Below are 23533 nucleotides of genomic sequence, written 5' to 3'. Positions count from 1 at the left end.
CTTTGCCTGCTTACCAGGTTTACGCCCCAGTCTTTCGGCTACAAGACAACGAACGTCTTCGTCACTGGCCGAATCTCGGAATACACTGAGACCATCCTTCTTCGCGTCGTTCAAAGCCTCCGTTAAGAGCCTGCCGGTATTATGATCGAAGTCGCCCGGAGTGATTACAAGTCGATATAGGTATTCCCAATGTTCGACTTTCCCGGGAGATCCCGCACCAACGGAATACTTCTCACATACACAATTCGGCAGCGATAACTCTACTCGAAAAGCATTCATCTTGTCAGACGACGAGCCGTCGAGCGCCTTACAACATTCCTGGCAAACTGCGACTGTCACGCTTCAAGGCTGAAGGCAAACGTGTTTCGAAAACGGGACTTGACAGCAGGATCGTCAACCTTGCCTTGGAATGCAACAGGATCCGATACCCCATTGTCGTGGAAGACTTCGACAACTCGACTAGGGTGAAATATTACCTGACCAAATACCCCTTCATCATGGAACTCGACGACTGCGTTGCCATCTGAATCAACCCCAACCGTTGGGTCAGGGGCGTAGAAGGGTAGAAATCGGATAAACTCAGCGGCAAGGTTGAAGGAGGCCTCTGACGGCGCAGCGGCTCCTTCCCCATCGTGATCTTCATCCAAGGCACGCAGTCGCGCGAGCCGCAACGAAGCGGCAGGAAACATCTCATACTCCGGCATATCCGATGAAGTAGAGGTGTCAGAGGACGTTCCGGCCTCGGTTATTGCCGCCGGTGGCGCATCTGCAACATCGACGTATTCTACGTATGAAGTAATAGTGCCCGCAGCCAACACGACGGGCGTAACGGATGCAAATCGGAAAAAAGTTGAAGCCGACAAGTTCATTTAATGTGAATTCCTATCTGAGGCAGCATGTTTTTATCAACGATGCGCTTGAAGAGCGCCATGACATCTGTGTGGATCTGCTGGACAGCATTGTCGAGGTACTGTACTGGGTCACCTTCAACTACCAACCCTGCAACATTATACTGAAGTTCCACTGCCGTCAGGATTCCTACTGTTCGAAGGCCGGCGAGATGCTCTGGGGTGACCAGATCGGCACAGTCGACATTGACTTGAAGCAGTTTCTTACCTCCTCCGTCAATCGGCTCAAATTTTCCAGTATGAGAATGCCAGAAATCATCCGCTGTGAAAATGTGAGGCGATAGCAAGTCACTACCCGGTTCGACAACTCCGGCAGCCTTGGCTTGGCTTGCCGGGCCGTCAAAGTAGAACCTGTCGCGGTACTCAATCCTTACAGACCGTATTTCGACAGAATTAACAACTTCGGCGAAGGCCGCAGACATAATCGCCAGGGCTTGAGCCTTCAAGGCTGGCCAGCCGGAATATTTCCAAGCACGATAAACGATATTGGTATTTGTCCACTGGAGTTGCTCGACCAACTTTTTTGTTACCACGTCGTCACCGCCGCGGATCAGTGAGTGTTTATCGAACATAATGCCGTTCGTGACGACTTGTTTGACCGCCTCCGCCGGTGAGATGCCGATCGTAAATTCAACCCCGTGGATTGGTTGGCGCTCCGTCAATCCCGCAGCGAATGTCTTCGTTTCAAGTTCGCGAGTTATTCGACGGAAGAGCACCGAGCCAATCGGCTCAACGAACGTGACGGCGATGGCCATCACCTCGATTGAATGGTCCGGATTGATGGGCTTCCACATATTGAACCAAAGTTCCTCTAGTCTCTTAACGTATGCACTGTCTTTCGAAGTGACGCTAGCCCTTATAATTCCTCGGTTGCCCAGCAACTTCGGACCGATAGCTCCACCGAACGCGCACCGCAAAACCCTCCTAAACGCAAAAAGCCCGCCGCGCCTTTCGGCACGGCGGACGGATTACAAAGCTTGGATACTCAGGCGGATTTCGTCTCGCCGAGATATTCCTCGGTGATTTCGAACGTGTTGGCCTTGCCGTGCTGGAAGTAGACCGGCTTTTCTTCGTTCGGGCCGATCTGGACGCTGTCTTCGGCGCCGTCGACGGTGCGCTTGATTGTGGCACGGTAGTTGCCGCCCACATGGATTTTGACGGTGACTGTCATGGCCGTTCCTTTCGAGTTGCTTTTTGGGAGGTTGCCCGGAACCGCCGGGCGCGGATTTCTAAGGCGCTTCCGGGGTCAGCGGCATCAGAGGTGCCGGTGCCGGCACGATGTCGAAATAGACGGTCGGCGCCGTCACCTCGATCGGGAAGGCCAGCTTCTGCAGGATGTTGCAGGTGTAGGTGAAGCGCGCCTCGTAATGCGCCCGGCCGAGCGCGGTGGCCAACGGAATGGTGATCGAGCGCTGATAGGTCTCGCGGCCTTCCGGCGGATAGCCATCGATCAGCGGCCGGCGGCCGACGGTGTAGGTCGACGGCACGTGCACGATACCATCCGAATCGGTGACGTAGCGCTCGACTGTCGCCGCGCAGATGCGGTTCTGGATCACCGTGTACTGGACATCGAGCACGCCGCCCTGCGGCACCTGCGGCGTCAGCACGCTCGCCGATTCGAAGATGATCGGCGGTTCGCGATCGATCAGGATCGTGACCAGCCATGCCAGGAGCACCGCAAAAGGCGAAGCAACCAGCGCGGAGCGCCAATCGAACGCGCGTGTTCTTTCCAGCACCGTCATTTGATCGCCCTCACATAGGGCGCCAGCAGCGCCCAGAGCTGGTTGAGCGCCACCAGCACGGCCGCAAGCCCGAGCACGAATTTTGGCGCCGAGCGCAGCGTCTTGTTGAAGATCACCGAGCGGGTGACGATCCGGAAGCCCGCCTCCCATTTGTCGTCGGGTAGCTTCAGGAACTGGTCCAGCCGGTCCATCTGCTTCCGTGATAGATGGCTGATCTGGATGATGCGTTCGCGCTCTTCCTCGTTCCATCGCGCCACCATTTCGATGGTGCGCTTGTCGAGCTCCCGCCAACGCTGCGGCAACGCCAGCGGATCTGTTTCCGGCATCGGTTCTCCCGCCCGTTCAGGATTTCAGTTCGGCGCGGCGCGCCGAGCTCGCCTTGCTGTGGCGGTCGCATTCGCCGGGCTTGTAGAGGCCGATGGCGCAGCCTGGCGCCATCGTGCGGTCGATCCGGTTCTGATCCTCGACCGTCTTGCCTTGCGCGCCGGCCAGGCTGTTACCGATGGCCGAGCGAAGGGCGGGAACACCGCTGACGCTTGAAGTCGTACACCCCGCCGGCAGCAAGGCAGTCGTCAAAAGACATGCGAGCACCCAGGCCCTTTTCGATCGCATCGCGGTTTTCCTTTTCGATTTTCGCGCGGACTTCCTCGGCGCCCTTGTGCTTGATGAAAGCGTAGACGCCCCAGGCGGCGCCGGAGGCGAGGACGATCGCCACGCCGATGGCGATGAGGTTCGCCAACGCCTGGCTGACGCCCAGCCGGCTGGCGACCAGGCCGATGATCCAGGCCATCACGCCAGCACCGGATCAGGCGCTGCGGCCTCGGCAGCGATCTCGGGATGGATGTCGCCCTCGTCGGTGCGGCGGCTCTTGACCCAGCCCCACACTGCATAGGCGGCCAGGCCAAGGCCTATCAGGCTTGAGCCGGCCAGCAGCGCGTTGGCGACCGTCTGTGCCGTGTCCGCTTCGATGCCGGTAAGGTAGCTTGCGGTCTCGGCGATCTGGTCACGCGCGGCAACGATGAAGACCAGCACGCCGCCGCCCTTGGTGGCGTCCTTGACCTCCGGCACCTGGCTGACCAGCTGCTCGCCGGGTTGCTCGGCCGGGCTCTGCTTCCAGGCTTCGAGGCGGCGGAAGGTCTCCGGCCCGGCGACGCCGTCGGCGGTGACCTTCTGCGCCTTCTGGAAGTCGCGCACGGCATCGCGGGTCGATGGACCATAGTCGCCGTCGACCTGGACCGCGTAGCCGGCGCGCACCAGCAGCGTCTGCAGGGCGCGGACCCTGGCGCCGTGAGAGCCCATGCGCAGCATGCCGGTGGAAGCCGACACCGGCTGCACGCCACTGAGGCGCTTGTAGGCAGCCGCCATCTTCAGGTGATAACCCTGCTTAGCGAAAGCCTTGCCATTGTAGCCGCGGGCGAAGGCGGTGAAGTCCAGCCGGCGCAGCTCGTCGGCGAGGCCGAACTTGTCGACGAAGCGGGCCATGATGTCGATCTGGCCGGCGGCGCCGCTGCGAGCGAGCTTGATCATGTCGTCGACGCTGGCGAAGCCGAGTTTTTGCCAATGCGCCGTCATCACCTGGCCGAGGCCGATCGAGATCGATTCGAGTGCGGCTTGCCGGTCGATTTTGGTCGCGCGCGCCAGCAGCATCCAGCGGGCCGCCTGCGATGCCGGGTTCTTCACCTTGCCGGCAACCGGACTGGCCAGCCCTTGCGCGCGGGCAACCGCGCGGTCGGCAGCGTTCAACCGCGCATCGAAATAGTGGCCTTCGAAGCGGATCAGAGGCTCCTGTTTGCCCTTGACCATGGCGAAGACCTGGCCGTTGCTTTCGACCTCGGCGACCGCCTGCAGAGCTGCTGGCGAGCACTTGAGGCGACCGGCAAGGCCCTCGATCGCGTGCAGTGTCAAAGCATCGAACATGGGAAGTCCTTTCCGCCAGAGAGCGGCCGGTTGTTAAGATTTGCGCGGATAGATTGAAATTCGCGAGCGAATAGTGTGGAGTGCACGCCGCTTGGAATGGCTGTAGGGGTCAGATGAAATTTCGCGCCGATATCAACGGCCTTCGGGCCGTCGCCGTTTTGCCTGTCGTCCTGTACCATGCCGGATTTTCATGGATCAGCGGTGGCTTTGTCGGGGTCGACATCTTTTTCGTCATCTCCGGTTTTCTGATCACCTCAGACATTATCGACCGGATCGACAAGGGGGAATTCTCGCTGGTGGAATTCTACCACCGCCGCGTGCGTCGAATCTTCCCGGCCCTGTTCGCGATGCTCGGCGCCTGCTTCGTGATGGCGTGGTTTGTGCTGCCTCCCGGCGAACTGGTCGCGTTTGCAAAGAGCGCGATCGCAGCGACGTTTTCAGCCGCGAACCTCTACTTCTACCGCAACACCGACTATTTTACCGAAGCCGCCACGTCGCTGCCGCTGCTGCACACATGGTCGCTGGCGGTCGAGGAGCAGTTCTATCTGCTGTGGCCTCTGGCGCTCATGGCGCTGATGCGCTGGCTACGGCCCTGGTCCCTGATCATCGTTGCGGGGCTGTGTGTCTTTTCGCTCGACATTGCCCAACGCTTCCTGCCAGTCAGCCAGCCATTCGTGTTCTACATGCTGCCGACCAGAGCTTGGGAACTGCTCATCGGCGGCTTGCTCGCGCTGCCTGCAGTGCGAGCCGTGAAGCCCGGCCATGTGGCGGCAGAGATCCTATGTGCCGGCGGTCTGGCGCTGATCGTCGGCTCGCTGTTCCTGATCAACGATGACACGCCATTCCCTGGCCTGTATGCGCTCCCGCCATGCCTTGGCGCCGCGCTCATCATCGGCATTCATCGCGAAACGGTGGTCTCGAAGGCGCTATCGATCCGACCAGCGGCGTTCATCGGCCTGATTTCCTACTCGCTCTACCTCTGGCACTGGCCGCTGCTGGTTTTCGCAGGGATATACCAGAACCGCAGTCTGCTTATCTCGGAGCGGATCGGCATAGTCATTGCCGCGCTGCTGATCTCCACGCTCTCATGGCGCTTTGTCGAGCGCCCGTTCCGCCAGAAGCCTGGCGCGCATACCGCCCGCTGGAAATGGATGCTGCCGGCCGCCAGCGTCACGGTCGCGGCTTGCTGTCTATCCCTGGTCATCAAGGGCGCCGGTTTCCCCTCGAGAGGACCGGATGGTGGCCCATCTGTTCAGGCGGTCAGGGCAGAAAGCGCCAAGTTCCAAGCCTCTTCATGCCTCGAACGTGGCGCGATCATCCCCAAGACGGGCGAATGCATTCTCGGTAGCGGCAACGTACCCCCGACAGTCGTCTTGTGGGGCGATTCTCACGCCGCGCATCTGGCATCCGCACTGGACGAGGCCGCCAAGGCGGCGGGGGTCAGCGTCCGGCAGATTACCAAGGCGGGATGCGCCCCCTTCCCTGGAATGCAGTTGTTGCCTTCGAGCCAGATGCGCGCAGGTTGCCCGGCCTTCAACGCCGCTGCGCTGCAATCGATCATTGATGACCCGCACGTCTCGCTCGTGATCATGGCGGGCCGGTGGAACACGTATTCGGTAGGCCGAAGCCTGCTTTCGCAGGATGGCAACTGGCCTTCGGAAACGGCATCGAGGGCCAACTTCACCTCCTCGATCGCCGCCACCGCCGCCAAACTCGCCGCCTACGACATCAAGACCGCCGTCGTTGGGCCGGCGCCAGAACCGCCTACCGACGTTCTAACCTGCCTGATCCGCGCCAACTTCCTGAGAGAAGACGATGCGCCCTGCTCAACAATGCCAGCCGCGAAGCATTGGCGGAACAACCAGGTCTTGGCCGCCCTGCTCCCGCCAAATGTCGAGTTCATCCCGATCGTTCCAACGTTGTGCGGCCCTGGAGAGTGCCCGCTGAAAATCGGCAAGGATATTTTGTACCTCGATGCGACCCATCTCTCCAAAACAGGCGGGCACATTCTCGCCCCTCTCTTCAAGGATGCATTTTCCTCGTCGCTCAACCTTCTCGCCGCAGGGCCAGAGTAGCCAAGGTGGGGGATTACCCGTTGCAACTCCCAGTCAACTATCCGAATGCCGCGACGATATTCGCCACCTCGGCGGCCGTCACATAGCGACCGGAGAGCAGCAGAACCTTGCGAATATCGCAACCGGTCCAGCCGCCCGTTGGCGGCAACGCAGTGGACTTTGCCGCTCCAATCGCCGGCCCCACCGTCGTGACACACACCCCCGACAACGGCGCTGAGCCGATCAGAACGTTGTCCCTGTAAAGGTACATGTTGGTGTTATCATGCGTCATGGTGGCGACGAATGTCGTTGATCGGACATCAACGCTGCCTAGCACCGCGCTTGTGCCGCCGTTGCCATAAAGGCCCCAAAGATACCCGGAGGCATTCAACGTCAGCTGAAAGCGGTTAGACGACTGGAAGCCGAAAAATGACCTGCCCGCCGATGCGGCGTTTGGAGTGATCTTCATTGCGCATGTGTTGCCGCCCGATGCCGCGAAAAGGAAATTGGCGGTGTCCAGCCAATCGTTACTGCCGTCTCCACGCCACACCCCGCCACCAGCAGACTGGTAAGTGCCCAGTTGGCCAGCCGTTCCCTGAAAGGCGTAGCCTGTTCCGTAGGGACTGGATGCCTTCCCGATCAGATCACCAGAAGCCGTGACGAGATTTGTCCCCGCGCTTTCCTTCCACATGCGAGTGAGGTCGGCGAAGTCCAGATAGAGCGATGCTGGCGAGTCTGCGATGATAGACGGAATGAAGCCCAATGCCTGCGGCACGCCTGCCGGATTGCTGATAGCTTCACCAAGCTTTGCAATGAACATTTTGATCTACCATCCGTTCGGGGTGAAGAAACGACTGACCACTTGTGTCGCAACAAGATCGTAGCCAGTCGGTGTAAGGTGCAGACCATCGGCCAGCAGCGAGGACGGAACCACATCGTTGGCAATATTGGTCAAGTCCGTTGCTGTCGGTGTAATCGCCGCGTCGGTCAGTCCCTTATCGATGAGGTAGCGGCGGACATCGAAGAAATTATCCGGAAAGGCCGCAGCTAGTTCAGCGTTCGCCTTGTTAAGGTCGGCATAGTAGATTCCGCCAACCCACTCGTCCGGGTAGTTTGTCCCGTTGTGGATACCGAGGATGACGAAGCGCTTGGCTGCTGCTTTAAGCCTGGCCACCATAAGGCGAACATTGGCAACGACAGACCAGTTGTTGATACCTCGATCATTGCGGCCAACCCATATCACCTGTGTCAACGCAGCGTCGGCCTGAGATTGCACCACCACCGCCGTATCGGGCGGACATGTAACCGGCACGGTTTGCCCCGCATCCGGGGTGAACGTGTATGTTTCCGAAGTCGACGGCGGGCCGCCAGCGCCGTTCCGAGTGACGGTGCCGATCACGCCGGCAATCTCGGCTTTGATGGTGACAGTGGCGTTTGTGTCCCGCCTGGAAAGCAGTTGCGTGACATTTCCCGATGTGCTGTCGGTGATCGCGACACCATTCAAATGGGTTATCGTGTTCGCCCCCGAAACGATTTGATTGCCACTCATGCGAACAGTGGTGCCCAATCCGCCTTGCCTCATGGCGATTTGCGCTGACGTTTGCGATCCATAGCCACGGTTGGCGACGGCCCGCCCCGTCAAGTGGGTGGACAAGGCAGAGGCAAACCCGTTTTGCGTCAAGCTGTCCCCGTAGCAAGCAACGTCGGCGGATGGGACGACCAGTTTGCTGCGAAGAACTGCAAGCGATGGGGCCGCAATCATCGCCTCAGTGATGACTAGATTTGCCGAATCGAAGATCAGCTTGGGAGCATAAACCCTACCGTCGCGTAGGATCGCCAAAGGATATCGACCCGTGTCGTCCCTGAACCCACCGATCACCCGATTTCCAAGGTAATATTCAGGAACTCCGCCAGCGCCATCCAGTTGCAAATCTTGGGAGTTGAAGACCAGCCTTCCGATCCTGACCTCGCCGTCCTCCATGACGGCCAAGGGAAAGAGATTGTTGCTATCTGCGAAGCCACCCAGCACACGCTTGGTGCCAATGTAAAGAGGTGTTTCAGGGCCGATTTTCGCCAGCACTGCGTTAATCGATACCAACGCTGCATCAAGCGCGGCTTTGCTCGGATAGCTGGCAATCAGCGTCGCGACAGTGGCGACGTTCTTATACATCAGGGCATAGGTGTTTGTGCCGTCGCCCTTGACGATAAAGAACTGCCCATTGACCGTAGCCGCAATACCTGCGGCCGTTGTGTCGTAAATCACACCGCCTATCGCCGCGTTGGCAAGACCAACATCAGCATGGGTCAGGACAACATCAGCATGAGTTAAAACAACGTCCGCTGCCGTAGTGATGCGATCTAAAGCGGTCTGGCCGGCGTCAGCGCCGGTTGCCGTGCGATCGAGGGCGGTTTGTGCGCGGTCAGCTGTGGTGGCAATCCTATCATCGGCCGTCGCCATGCGATCGAGGGTGGTTTGTGCGCGGTCAGCGGTGGTGGCAATCCTATCATCGGCCGTCGCCAGCCGGTCGAGGCCGGTCTGCGCGCGGTCGGCGGCCGTCAGGCCGGCATTGCCAGCGGCCGATGCGGCGGCCTGCTGCGCCAGCGTGATGCCGGTCTCGAGGTCGCCGAACTGTTCAGCGATCGTTTCGGCTTGCGCCGCCGACGCGGCGGCCTGGTCGACCTGGGCGGCACCCTGCTCCAGCAACGTGCCCCAGAAATTTTCGCCGGTCGCGGCCCACGCGCCGGCCGTCTTCAGCCATTCGTCGCCGTTGGAACGGATGATGGCGCGGTCGCCGTCGCGGCCGAAATCGGCGGTCAACTGCGCGGCATCGTCGACCGGCAGGAAAGACTGGCCAGCCGGGCCGGAGACGACGACGACATTGGGGATTTCGAGGATCGCGTCATACGACATCGCGGGTCACCGTCTCCAGAACTGGCCAGATCACTTTGTCGAGCACGATGCTTCTGTCGTCGCCGTCGATGCGGGCGATATCGAACACGACGATGGTCGAGGCGACGAAAGGCTTGGTCGCATCCTCCGGCAGGAAGAAGGCCAGCGTGCGCGGCGCCTCGCGCTGGATCGTCAGATCAAGCGTGTCGGCTTCGAACAGCACCGGGCCAGGCACGGCGACACGGAATTGCGCCACCAGCCGCCCGCTGCCGATCTGTTCGGCATCCCACAGATCCTGCGGGAATTGCAGGCGAAACACGATGTCATAGCCGGGCCGGATCGGCTCGACATTGGGGAAAACGTACTTGGCCATCAGAGCCCCGCCGCCGCGACGAAGAAGGCGTCGACCTGGGCGCCGGTGAAATCCAGAGCGGCAAAGCCGGCCTGCATCGTCGGATCGGCGCGCACGAAGCTGCCGCTATTCTCATAGGCGATCTGGACGGCCGGACCTTGGGCCGCGATCCAGTTCTCGACTTCGGTCAGCAGGCCGGCATTGAGCAGCTGCAGCTTGAACTGTCGCGCCGAAACCCGGTCGGGAATGACCGGCTCGATTGGCGGCGCGGTGAAGATTTGGCCGTCGAACAGGAAGCCGGGGCAGACCGCGTCATCGGCTTCGATAAAGCCCTCGGGCTGGGCTCCAGAGCGGTCAGACTGGACGACGATGCCGTTTTCGACGAGGACGAAATTGCTCATCTAGTCTCCCCAATATTTCAGGCGGGCATAGACTTCGATCGAGCCGAAGCCGAAGGCGAGGCCGAGGCCGTTGGCGTGTGTGTGCGAAGTGCGCCATTCCAGGCGATAGGCGTGGCCGCCGATGACCATCGCCCCGCCGACCGCAATGCAACCGGTATCCGGAGACGTGTTGCCTGCGGCGCCCATACCGATGCCGACTTCGGCTCCGGCGGTCACGTCGAACAGGCGAACTTGCAGTTCGGTGCCATAGCCGACGACTTGCCATTCAACCTGGCCATCGTTCGCCGGCGTGAAGACGTTGCTGGCCAGCGCCATCAGATTGTAGGGATCGCGAACCTTGGTGTTCAGGATGTGCGTCGCCCAGGCGCCATTGCCGGGCGCCGAGCTGCCGCCATTGGTGCCGGAGGGCTTCTGGTCCTCCAGCACGGCGTCAGGCAGGCCATTGCCGCCGCCATATTCCGGTGCGGTCGCGGCGGCATTCATGCGCAGCGTGCGCCGCGCCGCGCCCTTGGGCACTCGCGCCAGAACCTTCGGCCCTGTGGCATAAAGCAGGTCGCCCGCTACCAGGCCGGCTGGCGCCGCCAGGAACAGCCTTTGCCCAGCGCCGTCGCCGATGACAAGGATGTTGTCGTCGGTATCCCAGCGGATATCGCCCTCGGCGGTCGGCAGCGGATTTGAGCCCTGCCGCAGAATGCTGCTGAGCGGCGCACCGCTGGCCCTGAAAAAGCCGAGCATGCGCCAGTTGCCGGAGCCGAGCGACTGCATCCATGCGGTATCGCCGGCCTCGATCGCAAGGTCGGCGCCGCCGAGCAGGATCATGCTGGTGGCGTTATGGGTCAGCGTCAGCGCTGAGGCAAAGGTCAGGCGGCGGATGGCGCCGTTTGGCGCCGAGCCGAAGGACGAGATCGCATCCGTGCCGATGATACGGACATTGATGCCGGTGGCGTCGCCGAGATCGGTGGTCGCCCCACTGGCCATGTCGGTGGACATGGCCGACAGATTGTCAGCGGCATCGATCAGGCTCGAGGCACCCGTGCCGCCATGGTCGATATCGATCAGCCCGTCATTGTTGGCGTCATAGATGGCCTTGGCCATCATGCCGTAGCCGCCGACATCGACGCCGGACAGGATGTCGGTGACCGCCGCGCCCAGATAGAGCTCCAGCACGGTCTTCAGCAGCGCCGGGTCGGCCGGGTCGAGGGTTGAAAGATTGACCCCGGAGGCGATCAGCACGACGCGCAGATTGGCGATGATGCGGTTCCAGTCGTCGGCGGTCAGCTTGGTCGAATCGCCATACGATAGGCCGTTGCGCGCCCAGGAAAAGCCATCGACATGGGCGGTGCCCATGCCCGCCGGCGGCGTCAGTTTCTTGACGACATCGAGTATCCCAAACAGGTCGGGTGCTGCGGCCATGTGTCAATCCAGTTGTAAGAAGAGCATTAAGGCCGCGACTGCGGCCCGCCGGTCGTCCGGCGCCCGCCGGAGCCGCAGGCCGCGAAGCGGCCGGTGCGCGGCGTGAGGCCTAAGTTTTGATTATGTAGAGCACGGCCCGGTTGCGCGGCCGCGTTTCGGCATCGCCTGTCGTGACATTGACGATGTCGACATAGGGGTTGCCGCCGCCGCCCGGGTCCCAGCCGTCATTAACGTTGCGCTCGCCGGTCTTGGCGACGCGGGCAAAGCCGACCTCAGACGGGTTGGTCGATGGTGTCGCATTGCCGGCTTGCCGAAGCGTTCCAAGCGACCCATCGCCATTGACGCGCGCGACATCGTCCGTCTGCGGCCGCGCCGTGGCATAATCCTGAAAGCTGCCGAAGACGCGTCCGGCGTCGATGCCGCGGCCGTCGTCAAAGCCGCGCAGGAATTCGCCGCGGAAGTCGGGCACGTTGAAGGTGGAGACCGCATCGCCGACGCCCCAGCTGGTGCCGATCGCCGCGAACAGATCGGCATAAGTGGCGCGGCTGACCGCCTGGCCATTGCATTTCAGCCAGCCGGTCGGCGCCGTCGCGGCGGCAAACATCGAGATCGAGCCGGGCGGCACCTCGATCGACGGGCATAATGGACCATAACGTATCGCTCTCGTCGCGTTCTCCGGGGTGCTGCCCGAAACAATGTCGGCGATCAGCGCCTGCAGAGCCTGCCAGAGCTGCGTCTTGTCCGCGGCATCGGGTGTGAGGCCGGCTTCGACGATCACCTTCAGGATCTCGTCCTGCGGATCGTTGAAGACATCGGCCGGCGGGATCGCGCCGGTCAGGCCAGCCGCGCGGTTCTCGTTCCAGTATGGGATGCGCTCGCTTGATACGGGCGCATTGCGCGGATTGACGAACTTCATGGCGGCCTCTTTTCAGACGGAAAAAACGATGGTGGTCCAGGCTGGTTTCAGCGCGTTGAACAGGCAGATCAGATCGTCCGGCAGGCCGAGCCGACCGAGCGGCGTCTCGCCGGCACGGCCGTCGCCGGCGCGAAAGAATTCGACCGAAACGCCAGGCACGCTGACGATCCAGACATATTCGACGACCTCGCCGCCGGCGATTGCCTCTGGGCCGCCGCAAGTTGATGCACCGGCCCGGAACGGCGTCGGCTCCTCGATCGAGATGGCATAGCCGGCATCGGCGGCTAGCTTGATGAAATCGGCCGGCGTGATGGTGCCGCCGGAGCGGATTTTCAGCAGCAGCGAGCGCATGCGCGCGTCGATCGTCTGGTCCGGCCCGAGGCAGGGATCGGGCAGCCCGTATTCGACTTCCCAGTCGTCCAGCGAAGTGACCAGCGTCACCGCCGTCGATTCCAGCACGACGCCGAACAGCGCCCGGTAGGCGTCGGCAAAGGCCGAGCCGATCGCGCGCCAGAACCGCGACAGCACCGACAGCGGATCGAGCGCCTGGTTGTCGGGCGTGCCCCATGCCGCCCCCTTCGGCAGCAGCGCCGTCAGAAAACCTTCTGCGGCCTCATCCGAAGGATCGGACAGGACATCGCCCTGCGGCGGCGCGCCGATGAACGGATCGTCCGGGGCGAAGTGGAAGAAGGCAAGCTCGTCCTCGCCCGGATAGCGCGGCCATCTAACGCTAGCAGGAATGGGCACAGCATCAGACATAGTTTACCGTGCCCAGCACCGGCATTTCGCCGCCGACATAGATGATGTCGCCGGACGGGTTGATCAGAAAATGCCGGTCCTCGCCGACCGCAAGGCTGATCGCTTCGGAAATCCACGAGCGCGACAGCGTGAAGGGTGCGGAGGCGACGCCCGGCCGCGCGCGCCTGACCAGCATGGCGGCGATCGAGGCGGCGATCGCCGCACGCGTCTGCACAGTGTCGACGACAAGATTGGCGATGGTGATGTCGAGCGGCGACGGGACCGGCGCGGAAACCGACAGGCCGGCGCGGATCAACCGCCGCGCTTCCAGCGCATCCTGGACCAGGGCGATGTCGCCCGCCTCCGGAATGCCGTTGACGCGGCCTTCGAACAGGAACCAGACGCCGACCGTCCCGGGCGCGTCGGCGAAAGGAAAGGCCCAGGCCTGAGTGACGCCGGGCACGGCACGGGCAAACTGCTCGTAATCCGAATAGGCGCCGCCCTGCGGCGGCCTGCGCTTGCGGTCGAGGATGCGGGCGCGGAGGCTGGCATCCGTCTCCGTGTCGGCACCGCCGCCAATGCCGCCGCTGGCCACGGTCGCTTCCAGCTCCAGGTTCGGGAACTGCGTCGGGTCGGCGCGCTGCATCGTCTCGCCGGCGGCGATGTTGGTGGCGACGCCATAATCGTCGGACAGGATGGTCAGCGCGAGTTGCCCGGCCAGGTCGGAGCGCGCATCGGAAACCGAGCGATAGAGCCGGTTGCCGGCGATGAAGGCTATGCCGGCCGGATAGATGGTGTCGGCATAGCCGTTGAGCGTCACCACGCCCTCGGCACGCGCCATCGGCCGGCGATAGATGCCAAGTTCGGCACCGTGCCGTTCCAGATGCTGGACGCTCGCCGTGGTCGCGAAAATCTGATCGTAAAGCCAGGCGGCGCGCAGATGCATGTCGTGCATGCCTGCGGCGACGGTCTTGACGATCGCGGTCAGATTGTTCGGCCAGACCAGCGCATCGGTGCCCGGCAGGTAGCGCCGCAATGTGCCGCGCAGCCGGGTCGAAATCTCAGTTGGCGAGAGGACGGTCCAGGCCACGCAATTGCTCCCAAAGGACGCCGAAGCGGCGATCGAAGACGACCGCGCCATCGCGGTCCTTCAAGGCGATTTTCAGATCGATGCGCCGCTGCGCCGGGTCGGCCATACCAGTCACCTCGACCGTCGAGACCGCGCCCTGGTCGATCAGCGTCTGCAGGGCGGCACGGGCATAGTCTTCAGCACGCAACGCGGTCGCGTCGTTTGCCGTCGAGCGGCGCAGCAGCCAGAGTTTTGAGCCGATCACCGTCTCGCCGAGATCGGTGCGCAAATCGAAACTGTCGCCCGGCCAGCCGCGGTTCTGCTCTTCGGGCGGCAGCTCGTCCGCCTCGACGCGCGCATCGGTCATCAGGCAGAGCAGCACGGCGGTGGCAAGTTCCGCCTTGGCGCGCAGGCCGCCGGCATTGGCCTTGTCGTCGCCGGCTATGGCCCAGTCACCCGACGTGCCATCCCAAAGGGTGTCGGGCGACAAAAGCGGTTCGCCGTCGCCGGTGAGTGGAACGATCCTGATCATCAGTGCGTGTGGTGCGGTGTGTTGCCGCCGGCGTCGATGATTGAGCCGGTGGCGGTGATGTTGCCGTCGACGTTAAGGTCGCCCTTCACATTCCATGTGCCGCCGGTCAGCGTGATGGTTCGCGAGCCGAAATCCATGGTCACGCCTCCGGCGAACAGTTTGATGATGTTTCCCGACGCGTCGTAAAGCGCCGCGGCACCGTCCGGCAGGTCGGGCCGATGCGAGGCGTGCTCTATGCCCATGAGCATCGCCTGTGTGCGGCGGCCGGGCATGACCATGGCCACGCCAATCGATCCTTTAGGCGGACGGCTGGCGGCGCCATGCGGCTGGACGTAGAGCAGATCCTTGAATGTCTCGCCGGCAAGACCGCGACCGGAGATCAGCAACTGGCCATTGTCGAAGCGCGAGCTGTCGATCTCGAAACGCGTCAGATGCGCGGAGGATTTCATTGCGCCGAATACTCCGCCTTCGGCTCCGGCACCGACCAGCCCTTGCCCGACTTCGAACCGGACGAAGAGCCGCCGAGCGCGCGCGGATCGGTCAGCGTCAAGGTCGCGCGCGTGCCGTCACTGTCGGCTTGTGTGTCCTGCGTCAGTTCCACAGATTTGATGACCATCATCTGATCGAGGAAGACGCGCGGATGGCGGACATAGACCAGAAAGTTCGGCGTCCATATCCTGCCGCCGGCATCGCGCCAGCCCGACACGGTGACGGCCGCGTTGACAGCAAGGCCGGCCGCCGCGCGCGCCTCCCATTCGACGGCATTCTTCATATGCTTCGACGTCGCCTCGCCATCGAGAACGACGATCTTTGGGCGGCTGCGGCCGACCGCGGGGTCGGACACCTTGGCCTCAGGCCGCAGCGCCTGGGGCGTCGTGCCCCGCGACTGCTGGCCGCGCACGATCACCGGGTCGAACCTGCCCTGCCCGGAAAACTCGGCGCCGGCCGAAATGATGTTGACCCCGGCAACCAGGCCGCCGCTATGCGAACCTTCCGGCTTCTGGACGATGCGCAATTTGCCTTCCGGCGTGTCGTGGATGATCGCCGCCTCGGCACGAGCCAGCGGCTCCAGTGTCGAATAGAGCGATTCTCCCGGCTCGATCTGATGCTTGGCGATGGTTTCGAATGATCCCTTCGCCTCGATGCCGATGCCGCAATTGTCGAAGGCCTCGCCGATGCCCTTGATGTCCTTGTTTTCGACCAGGCCGGTCTTGTGCAGGATTGAGGTCTCGACCGCGTCGACAGTGCGGGAGACCAGCGACAGCGAATATTTCCAGTCGTCGGACCCCTGGTCGGGCCGGAAGTCGCGGACATAGCCGGTCAGCAGCAGCGTGCCGTTCGCCGTCAGGCTGGCCCTGTCGTCCGGCCATGGCGGCGCCACACCGGGCGGGATGTGCCCGGTAACGACAGCCGTGCGCACTGCCTCCTCGGCCGAGATCGTAATGCTGATGTCCTGCCACGTGAGCAACAGCCCGCCCGCCTGGATGGCAATGGTCTCACGCGGCAAGGCACGATCCTTTCAGGCCGCCCCATGAAGGCAGCGTGTACACGGCGGCCCAATAAGGCCGCGACTGCGGCCCGCCGGTCGTCCGGCGCGCCGTCGCAGGGCCAGCCGCCGCAGGCGGCGGTGCGGCCCGTGAGACAAAAACTACGGGGCGATGGCCTCGAAGCTGATCGGCATGGCGGCAGGCGTGGCGACCCTGTTGCGCTGGACCAGCTCGCCGGCGCGACCAGCATCGCCATAAAGCGCGTAGGCCAGCGCCGACGCCGGCAGCGATATTTCGGTCTGAACGCTGACCAGCGGCGCCCGATTGGCGGCAACGGCGCTGAGGTCCGATGCCGCGGTCGCCGCGATATCCGACAGCCATTCGCTGACCGCAACGTCGAGGCCTGTCGACAGGGCCTCGAGGACGGGATCGACGACCGGCGCAATGCGGTCACGGGCACGGCGCGCATCCTGGCGCGAAACATAATCGCCGGCGGCAAGCGCCTGGCAAAAGCCGGCGGCGAAGGCGGCGGCCGACACCAATGCGAAGACATCGTTGCCGGAAGGTGCGGCCGCAACCGCAAAAGCTTCAGTGGCTTCGGTCGGGCTCGCCGCATCGGCAATGGCGCTGACCGTGGAGACGATCGCCGCGGCAATCGGCCCGGCCTGGGTAACCGGCTCGGCCGACAGGCGCGTAATCGTCGCAATCTGATCGGCAATGACAGGCCGCGTCTCGGCCGGCATCTCCGCCGCATCGGCGACCGAGGCCATCGCCACCGCGGCAGAAGCGGCGGCAAGCGCCGAGGGTGCCGCCTGACCGGGCGCGACATCGCGCATGCGGAAAGCGGCGGCAGACGCGATCATGTCAATGGCGGCAGCGATCTTGCCGGCAATGGCAAAGGCGCCGGGCACCGCAGCGAAAGGCAGTGCCGGCAGCCCGGCCGAAACGAACTCGACTTCGAAGCCTACATATCCGGCTCTCGCCCGTTCGCGCGACAGCGACCAGCGCGGCACCCGCACCAGCACAGGGCCGCCCATCGGCAGAACCAGCGTCGCAGCGCCAGGCGTGTTGAGCGCAGCGGTGAAGTTGCGCGCGGCGGCATCGGCAATGTCGCCGACGACATAGGCCGACAGGCTGAAACGCCTGACATCGCCGCCCATGTCTTCGGTGACATGCAGGTCGGAATAGGCGATCGGCGAGATGGCGACACGCCGGCCGCCTTCGGCCGTCTCGTATTCGACGAAGAACGGGACGCCGCGGAATGACGCAGGACGGAAGGCTTTCAGCCAGTCGCGCATCAGCGTGGCCCCATCAGATGGCCGGCATTGGACTTCCCGGTGTCGGCGCGCACCGCCTTAAGCGAGCCGATAGGCCGCGACAGGTCGGCGGCAGCACTGCGGGCGGCCCCGGCAAGGGCATTGGCGCCGGCGACAATTGCCGCCTCCAGCTTGCCCGCGACCGATGCCAGAGTGTCGGCACCTGACTTGATGCTGTCGCCGGCTTGCTTGCCGCCGTCAGCCACGGACGATGCCGTCTCGACGCCGGCACCCTTCAGGTCGGCGGCTGCGGCGTCCGTAGCTCGTTCCATCGCGCTGAAATCGATTTCGTTGCCGAAGTATCCGGCCGGCTTCTCGACCTGAACGCTGTTGCGCATGGCGGCAGCGTGGCCGCGACCGTAGAGCCGATATTGCTCGGCCACGCTCGGCGCTACCGGACGTGGTGTCGGGATCGGCGTGCGGCCCGGCTGGTCCTGACGGCGCGACGGCAATTCCGGGCTGGCGCTCATCGGCCCCTTGGCGGCGACCAGGCCTTCGGGCGAGCGCCATCCGCCCTTGAATGCGGTCAGCCCCTGGTCCTGGTTGTCGAAGCCATTGCGCAGCCACCACATGCGCTTCTCCCACCAGCCCATGCCCTGCTTGTCGAGCTCGGCGTTGATGAACTGCGCCTTGTCCATGTTGGAGCTGACGAAGTCCATGGCGCCCGTAGCGGCGGGTGCAATGCCCGACCCGATCGCGCGCACCATGCGCTCCCACGATGCGCCCATGCGGTCAATCTTCGACTGGTTGTCATCAAGGACGCGGCCGAGGTCGCGCATCGTCGCGCCGTCGACATTTTCGAGCGCCTTCTGGAAGCCCTCCATGGCGTCGCGGCCCTGCAAAAGGGCGCGCATGCCTTGCTGGAACTGGGCATCGGTGAACAGCTGCGGGATCTTCGACAGGTCGCCTTTAAGGGCGCGCTCGGTCAATTCGATAAACACATCGATAAGGTCGCGGCCTTCCTTGCGTGCCTTGGCCATTTCCTTGCGCAGATCGACGCCGAACTTTTTAAAGCTCTTCGCGGTCTCGTTCGATTCCATCTTCTGCAAGACGTTCTGCAGATTGGTGGCGGCCGAACTCGCGTCACCGGTCTGCAGCCGCACCGTCTGCAGCATGGAGGCGAGCTTGCCCAAGCCCTTCTCACCCTCATAGCCGAGCGAAGCCATGGCCGGCGCCAGCGACGGCAGGTACTGGGCCATGTCCTTCAGCTCGAACTTGCCCTGCTTGCCCGACGTCACAAGGATGTCGAAGGCGCGCTGCATGTTGTTGCCGGCGAAGTGGAAAGAGTTGCCGATCGCGTCGGCCGTAGTGGCTATGTCGGCGATTTCAGCACCTGCCGCCTGCGCCGTGGCGGCGACGGAGGGCAGGAACGAAAGCGCATCGTCGAGGCTGCGGCCAGAAGCGACAAGCGATTCGAGACCGTCCGTGATGCTGTCCTGCGTCATCGAATAGTCGAGCGCAGCACGATCGACCGTGCGGAACATCTCGTCAAGCTTGTCCTTGCCCGCATCGGCGTTGATGGCGATTCTGTTCAGCCGCCGTTCGGCGCCGGCGAAGTTCGTCACCATTTGCCCGGCGCCGCGCACCAGGCCATAGGCGACGAGCCCGCGGACGGCGTTTGCCGCCAGCATGCTGTTGCGCGCCATCAATCCTTGCGTGCGGTTGAACGCCAGAGCCTTCTGGTTGACCTGGTTAAGCTTGCTGGACAACTGGCCGAAGGCACCCATCGGGCCGAGCTTCGCCGACAGGCGCAATATGGCCTCGATCGTGCGGTTGCTCATGTCTTCGGCCTACGCTTCAGGAATTCAATGCCGCGCCTGTGCAGCATGGCGATGTCGGAAAACGGCATCGGCAGCACCGTGCCGGGCTGCCAGTTGAAGAAGAACATCAGATCATCGGCCTGAATGCCGATGACATCGCCTACTCGGTGACCGCCGGCGCGGTACGCATAAAAAAACCGATCACCGCATCGCGCACCTGCCTGGCATCGGCCAGCTCAAGCACGCCCAGCTTCTCGATCCCCGGCGCCACGACACAGCGGCGAACATAGGCAGCGACGGTGTCGACGTTTTCGATGACGACATTGTTGCCGGCGGCGCGCTGTATTTCGTAGGGCTCGCCCAGCGCCAGCAGATCTTCGAAGCGCGGCTCGCGCACCGTCACCTTGTCGAAGGCTTCGCCGTGCGCCTCATAGCGCTTCGACAGCGGAACAACCGTTTCCGCCATCGTCAGATCTTCCGGTAGACGCGGGCAAGCAGGGCCACGCCGGTGACTTCACCGGTTGCCCGGTTGACCGTCGGCGTGCCGGTGAAGCCTGCTTCGGTCCACAGATGCTGGACCCCGGTGAAGCTTTCGTTGAGCGTAACGTTGAAGCCCGAGGCGCGCATCAGCCGGTTCCAGTCGTCCGTCGGCAAATCCTCGAAGGTGAGATTGGCCTTGAAGCCGGTCGGCTCGACCGTGCGATAGGGCGAGCCGTCCTGGTTGGCGTTGCCTTCGATGTTGACGTTTGACGGCATGATCTCGGCGGCACCGCGCACCACGATCCGCTCCCCGGTCGAAAGACCGAACGTCATTTCTCCGCCGAAATTCTGCATCGGTTTTTCCTCTCAGTTGAATGGATGGCTGGACGATCAGGCGGCGCGATATTGGCTGTAGAGCATCGCGTTCGCGGCGATCACGTCGAGCGGGTTGACGCGGTCGATCGGCGCCATGATGTCGACGCGGTTCGGGCTCTGGCTGTTGCGCTGGACGATGAGCCGGTCGGCGAAGCCACGGGCGTTTTCCAGCACGCCACGGTTTTCCAGCGTGTCGGCGGCGTGCACAAGTGTCGCCTTGATCGACTTCGGCGTCGAGATGGCGCCGAGGCCGCCGGGGTTTTCGTCGGCAAGCGACTTCTGCCCGTGCTCGTAAGAAAGCTGCGCCCTGAAATAGCGCAGGATGGCGACGAGCTGGCCCATTGCCTGGATGTCGCGGAAGGTCTCGTCCGGCTGCGAATTGGCGTCCTTCTGGTAGGTGGTGACGATCTTGTCGATCGCCACGCCGCCATCGGTGTTGACGATGACGCTGGAAATGCCGGAGCGCAGCATGGTGTTGCGGCCGGCATAGGTCGGCACCAGCGAGCGGTCGCGCGGCGGCCGCTCGCCCTGGACGACCAGGCCCTTCTGGTTGCGCGAGACATTGCCCGTGGCATCGTCGGACAGCCATGGCACGATGCGCGCCGTGCGGGCAGCGGCGGCCAGCCATGCGGGCGTCGGATTGCCGGCGGCGGCAGGCAGGCGCGGATGAATGGTCAGATGGCGGTCGTTGAGCGCCAGGCCGATCGTGGTCAGCGCCGACAGCGTGCCGGCCGCGGTGGTGAAGACGTGGCCGTAGACCTGGCGATTGTAGGCCCAGCGGCCGGAGACATCGTTCATCGCCGTGGTGTAGCGGGTGATGTTGGTCGCATCAGAAAAGGGCGAGACGATCCAGTCGAAGGGATCGTCGCCGAGCGCCGCCAAGGCCGCCGACAGGTCCGGGCTGCCGGTCGGAACCACGGTGTTGGTGATGGTGACGGCAGCCCCGGCGAAGCCGTTGCCGGCGACAACAGTCGGCACATAAAAATCATAGTCGACATAGATCAGGCCGAGATGGCGGGCGGTGACGGTCACCGTGTCGGTTGCAACGGTTGCGGTGACCGACAGCGAGGCGCCGGTCAGCGCGTTGAAATAGGCGTTGATGGCGGCAGCAAGGGCGGCGGCCACGGTATTGACGCTGTCGCCCGCCGCGATCTGCACCTGCACCGGCTCGCCGCCGATTTCGATCGTGGCGACGCCGCCGCCGGCCGGAACCGAATTGACCTTGATCGTATCGACGCGCGCGGTGCCGGTCGCCGGCACCGCCAAGATCCAGGTCTCCTGCGTCGGCGCGTTCAAGAACGCGACGCGGGCCATTTCGGCCAGCATCGAACCGGCGCCGGCAAGCGCGACAGCCTCCTGCGCCGAGCCGACCGGCGTCGGGATATTGTCTGCAATGAGCGCGCCGGTGTTCTTATGGCCGATCAGCAGCAGGCGCGAGGCCGACTGATAGGAGCCGCCGGAGGTGACCTCGAAGGCAAACAGCGGCGCGACCAGGCCGGCGCCCGGAATGTTGTTGAACAGGATGCCCATCAGTACTTCTCCTTGCGCTTTCCTGCCGAGGCAGGCGCTTCGATTGGTTTGTCGATGATCAGCGAGCCGTCATTGATCAGCTGCAGCCAGGCCGGGTCCTCACGGTCGACGGTCAGGCCTTCGGCCGGAAAGTCGACGCTCGGGTTGAAGGGGTGCGGCATGCGGTGGCCGGCATCGGCGAGCTTGACGTGAACAAGATTAGCCATGGTCTAATCCTCGATTTCCGGAAACGGCTGCGCGATCGACGCTGCAGGCCCCATCTCGCCGGACAGCCCGGCCTGCTTCACTTCGAAGGCGATCGTATCGATGATCGGCAACGGTGCGGCGGCCGCGAACTGCGCGGCCATGTTGTCGAGCGTCGCCTTGGCGTAGGAGTTCGCCGGCAGCAGTGCCGCGATGCGTGCGGCCGGCTGCGGCAGCCCTGCCCCGCCGGAGAAATCGTCGTCCGGTATCTGGCAATCGAACAGCATGGTCGTGCGCTGCCAGCGCAGGCCAAGTTCGGGGACGGCAAAGCCCTCCTCGTCGATGCTCTCGACAGCCATGACGATCTGGCGAAACAGCGCACCGGTCGGCCCTTGCGTCAGCACGTAGCGCACCTGGGCACAGAGCGCCGACAGCACGATCCGCGCTTTCGGATCGGAGCCGACCATGGCGTCGGTATAGGGCGAGCCGTCCTCGTCATTGGCCGAGACGCAGAGCTCGGCCACGACCTCGAGCATGGTGCGGCCGTTCCTGGCGACGCTGCCCTGCCCCTGGCCGCGCCGGGGCGATTCCGACTTGCGGGTGAACAGCGACAGCACCGGCGTGTATTCCTCGCCGGCGTCGAGCTCGTCGATCGAGGGCCGGCGGCTGTCGAAGACGCGATGGCGCGCCAAGGTCGGCAGCGCCGTTTCAGCGAGCATGGCAGGCGTCGGGCACAAACTCTCGACGGCGGCCAGCCGGGTGATTTCGGCTGCAATGGTCATGGCCGGCCCTTGGTGCGGTTGACGAAGATGGCAAGCCGCTTGCCGCCGTCGACCGGAATGGCCGCGATAATGAAGCGGCCCTTCTCCACGCCGGTTTCGAGGTCAACCCAGACGATCTGGTCTTCCACCTTTATCGGCTCGGGCCAGTCGATCGACAGCGCAGTGACGACAGCCTCATGCGCCGGCATTTCACGCGCGCGGTCACGGTCCGATGACAGCGTCGAGGGATGCGAGAAACCCGGCGCAAGGGCGGCAGGGCCGAAATCAATCGAACCGAGGAAGGGAAACCCGACGCGATCCGGATCGGCCATGCGGGTATCGTTGACGCCGACGCGCCGCGCCGTCGGTACGACGCGGAAGCTTTCGCGGTCGAAGACCTCGGCGACGGTGGTTTCAACCGCCGCCAAAGCCTCGTTCCAGTCGATCATCAGGCCGTTCCGAGGTCCATTTCGGCGGCCGTATCCGCGCGGGCAAGGTCGACCTTGGTGGCCGAGCGAACCGCGCCCTTGGCGACAAGATCCTCGAACTGCTTCTTGTCGAGGTCGAGGATGGCCCCTGGCGCCTTGATTTCGATTTCGGCGCGTTTGGCCACCTTGCCTTCCGGGGTCTTCTCGCCCGGCGTCTTGCACAGGTGGACCGTGTTCAAAGCGATGGCTTTGACCATGATAAGTCTCCAGTTCGGTTTGAG

At 63.4% G+C, this 23533-nt stretch carries 28 protein-coding genes; 1 reads left to right on the top strand and 27 read right to left on the bottom strand.

Annotated features, from left to right (window positions below; translation table 11 throughout):
• Positions 1-335: 335 nt before the first annotated feature.
• The 7 genes from NKH37_RS29150 to NKH37_RS29120 form a co-directional block, all read right to left on the bottom strand.
• Entirely contained in the window at positions 336-869 is a 534-nt protein-coding gene (locus NKH37_RS29150) for a hypothetical protein (protein WP_353042136.1), read from the bottom strand.
• Positions 866-1702, bottom strand: a complete 837-nt coding sequence (locus tag NKH37_RS29145) for a hypothetical protein (RefSeq protein ID WP_353042134.1) — start codon at positions 1700-1702, stop codon at positions 866-868. The genes NKH37_RS29150 and NKH37_RS29145 overlap by 4 nt, the downstream gene beginning before the upstream one ends.
• Before the next feature lie 191 nt (positions 1703-1893).
• Positions 1894-2079, bottom strand: coding sequence for a hypothetical protein (locus tag NKH37_RS29140; protein ID WP_353042132.1), 186 nt, complete (start codon positions 2077-2079; stop codon positions 1894-1896).
• A gap of 58 nt (positions 2080-2137) precedes the next feature.
• Complete coding sequence (locus NKH37_RS29135) at positions 2138-2650, bottom strand: hypothetical protein (RefSeq protein WP_353042130.1); 513 nt, start codon at positions 2648-2650, stop codon at positions 2138-2140.
• Complete coding sequence (locus NKH37_RS29130; protein WP_353042128.1) at positions 2647-2976, bottom strand: hypothetical protein; 330 nt, start codon at positions 2974-2976, stop codon at positions 2647-2649. Before NKH37_RS29130 ends, NKH37_RS29135 begins: the two co-directional genes overlap by 4 nt.
• Positions 2977-3146: 170 nt before the next feature.
• Positions 3147-3440, bottom strand: a complete 294-nt coding sequence (locus tag NKH37_RS29125; protein WP_353042126.1) for a hypothetical protein — start codon at positions 3438-3440, stop codon at positions 3147-3149.
• Entirely contained in the window at positions 3440-4567 is a 1128-nt protein-coding gene (locus tag NKH37_RS29120) for an N-acetylmuramidase domain-containing protein (protein ID WP_353042124.1), read from the bottom strand. Before NKH37_RS29120 ends, NKH37_RS29125 begins: the two co-directional genes overlap by 1 nt.
• A 113-nt stretch (positions 4568-4680) precedes the next feature.
• Between NKH37_RS29120 and NKH37_RS29115 the strand changes: the two genes are divergently transcribed.
• A complete protein-coding gene (locus tag NKH37_RS29115; protein ID WP_353042122.1) occupies positions 4681-6642 on the top strand; it encodes an acyltransferase family protein in 1962 nt (653 codons plus the stop codon).
• Between the two features lie 37 nt (positions 6643-6679).
• Here NKH37_RS29115 and NKH37_RS29110 read toward each other — a convergent pair whose 3' ends face one another.
• The 20 genes from NKH37_RS29110 to NKH37_RS29015 form a co-directional block, all read right to left on the bottom strand.
• Positions 6680-7441 (bottom strand): LamG-like jellyroll fold domain-containing protein, encoded by a 762-nt coding sequence (locus NKH37_RS29110; protein ID WP_353042120.1) that lies wholly within the window; start codon positions 7439-7441, stop codon positions 6680-6682.
• Between the two features lie 6 nt (positions 7442-7447).
• On the bottom strand, positions 7448-9532 hold the full coding sequence (locus tag NKH37_RS29105; protein WP_353042118.1) for an SGNH/GDSL hydrolase family protein: 2085 nt from the start codon (positions 9530-9532) through the stop codon (positions 7448-7450).
• Positions 9522-9884 (bottom strand): hypothetical protein, encoded by a 363-nt coding sequence (locus NKH37_RS29100; RefSeq protein ID WP_353042116.1) that lies wholly within the window; start codon positions 9882-9884, stop codon positions 9522-9524. The genes NKH37_RS29105 and NKH37_RS29100 overlap by 11 nt, the downstream gene beginning before the upstream one ends.
• Positions 9884-10264, bottom strand: coding sequence for a hypothetical protein (locus NKH37_RS29095; protein WP_353042114.1), 381 nt, complete (start codon positions 10262-10264; stop codon positions 9884-9886). The genes NKH37_RS29100 and NKH37_RS29095 overlap by 1 nt, the downstream gene beginning before the upstream one ends.
• The gene (locus tag NKH37_RS29090) at positions 10265-11677 is read right to left on the bottom strand and encodes a hypothetical protein (RefSeq protein WP_353042112.1); all 1413 of its coding nucleotides are present in this window, start codon (positions 11675-11677) and stop codon (positions 10265-10267) included. It lies immediately after the preceding gene.
• 109 nt (positions 11678-11786) lie between these two features.
• Complete coding sequence (locus NKH37_RS29085; protein WP_353042110.1) at positions 11787-12593, bottom strand: phage tail protein; 807 nt, start codon at positions 12591-12593, stop codon at positions 11787-11789.
• 12 nt (positions 12594-12605) lie between these two features.
• Entirely contained in the window at positions 12606-13352 is a 747-nt protein-coding gene (locus NKH37_RS29080; protein WP_353042108.1) for a putative phage tail protein, read from the bottom strand.
• Positions 13345-14421 carry a baseplate J/gp47 family protein gene (locus NKH37_RS29075; protein WP_353042106.1) on the bottom strand — a complete coding sequence of 359 codons (1077 nt, stop codon included), beginning with the start codon at positions 14419-14421 and terminating at the stop codon, positions 13345-13347. Before NKH37_RS29075 ends, NKH37_RS29080 begins: the two co-directional genes overlap by 8 nt.
• Positions 14393-14932 carry a phage GP46 family protein gene (locus NKH37_RS29070; protein ID WP_353042105.1) on the bottom strand — a complete coding sequence of 180 codons (540 nt, stop codon included), beginning with the start codon at positions 14930-14932 and terminating at the stop codon, positions 14393-14395. Before NKH37_RS29070 ends, NKH37_RS29075 begins: the two co-directional genes overlap by 29 nt.
• Positions 14932-15381 carry a phage baseplate assembly protein domain-containing protein gene (locus NKH37_RS29065; RefSeq protein ID WP_353042103.1) on the bottom strand — a complete coding sequence of 150 codons (450 nt, stop codon included), beginning with the start codon at positions 15379-15381 and terminating at the stop codon, positions 14932-14934. The genes NKH37_RS29070 and NKH37_RS29065 overlap by 1 nt, the downstream gene beginning before the upstream one ends.
• On the bottom strand, positions 15378-16439 hold the full coding sequence (locus tag NKH37_RS29060) for a phage baseplate assembly protein (RefSeq protein ID WP_353042101.1): 1062 nt from the start codon (positions 16437-16439) through the stop codon (positions 15378-15380). The genes NKH37_RS29065 and NKH37_RS29060 overlap by 4 nt, the downstream gene beginning before the upstream one ends.
• 141 nt (positions 16440-16580) lie before the next feature.
• Entirely contained in the window at positions 16581-17717 is a 1137-nt protein-coding gene (locus tag NKH37_RS29055; RefSeq protein WP_353042099.1) for a DNA circularization N-terminal domain-containing protein, read from the bottom strand.
• Entirely contained in the window at positions 17717-19516 is a 1800-nt protein-coding gene (locus NKH37_RS29050; protein WP_353042097.1) for a phage tail tape measure protein, read from the bottom strand. The genes NKH37_RS29055 and NKH37_RS29050 overlap by 1 nt, the downstream gene beginning before the upstream one ends.
• Positions 19517-19655: 139 nt before the next feature.
• Entirely contained in the window at positions 19656-19961 is a 306-nt protein-coding gene (locus NKH37_RS29045; RefSeq protein WP_353042096.1) for a hypothetical protein, read from the bottom strand.
• Between the two features lie 2 nt (positions 19962-19963).
• Positions 19964-20329, bottom strand: a complete 366-nt coding sequence (locus NKH37_RS29040) for a phage tail tube protein (RefSeq protein ID WP_353042094.1) — start codon at positions 20327-20329, stop codon at positions 19964-19966.
• A 36-nt stretch (positions 20330-20365) separates the two neighbouring features.
• Positions 20366-21880, bottom strand: coding sequence for a phage tail sheath subtilisin-like domain-containing protein (locus tag NKH37_RS29035; protein WP_353042092.1), 1515 nt, complete (start codon positions 21878-21880; stop codon positions 20366-20368).
• Positions 21880-22086, bottom strand: coding sequence for a hypothetical protein (locus NKH37_RS29030; RefSeq protein WP_353042090.1), 207 nt, complete (start codon positions 22084-22086; stop codon positions 21880-21882). Before NKH37_RS29030 ends, NKH37_RS29035 begins: the two co-directional genes overlap by 1 nt.
• Before the next feature lie 3 nt (positions 22087-22089).
• Positions 22090-22845 (bottom strand): hypothetical protein, encoded by a 756-nt coding sequence (locus tag NKH37_RS29025; RefSeq protein WP_353042088.1) that lies wholly within the window; start codon positions 22843-22845, stop codon positions 22090-22092.
• Entirely contained in the window at positions 22842-23273 is a 432-nt protein-coding gene (locus NKH37_RS29020) for a hypothetical protein (protein ID WP_353042086.1), read from the bottom strand. Before NKH37_RS29020 ends, NKH37_RS29025 begins: the two co-directional genes overlap by 4 nt.
• A complete protein-coding gene (locus tag NKH37_RS29015; protein ID WP_352859788.1) occupies positions 23273-23509 on the bottom strand; it encodes a hypothetical protein in 237 nt (78 codons plus the stop codon). The genes NKH37_RS29020 and NKH37_RS29015 overlap by 1 nt, the downstream gene beginning before the upstream one ends.
• Positions 23510-23533 lie beyond the last annotated feature (24 nt).

Origin of the sequence: Mesorhizobium sp. M1217 (assembly GCF_040318275.1) — a bacterium.
Taxonomy (GTDB): domain Bacteria; phylum Pseudomonadota; class Alphaproteobacteria; order Rhizobiales; family Rhizobiaceae; genus Mesorhizobium.
Note: the sequence above shows the minus strand (reverse complement) of the source record. Positions and strands in the feature narration are given on the sequence as shown.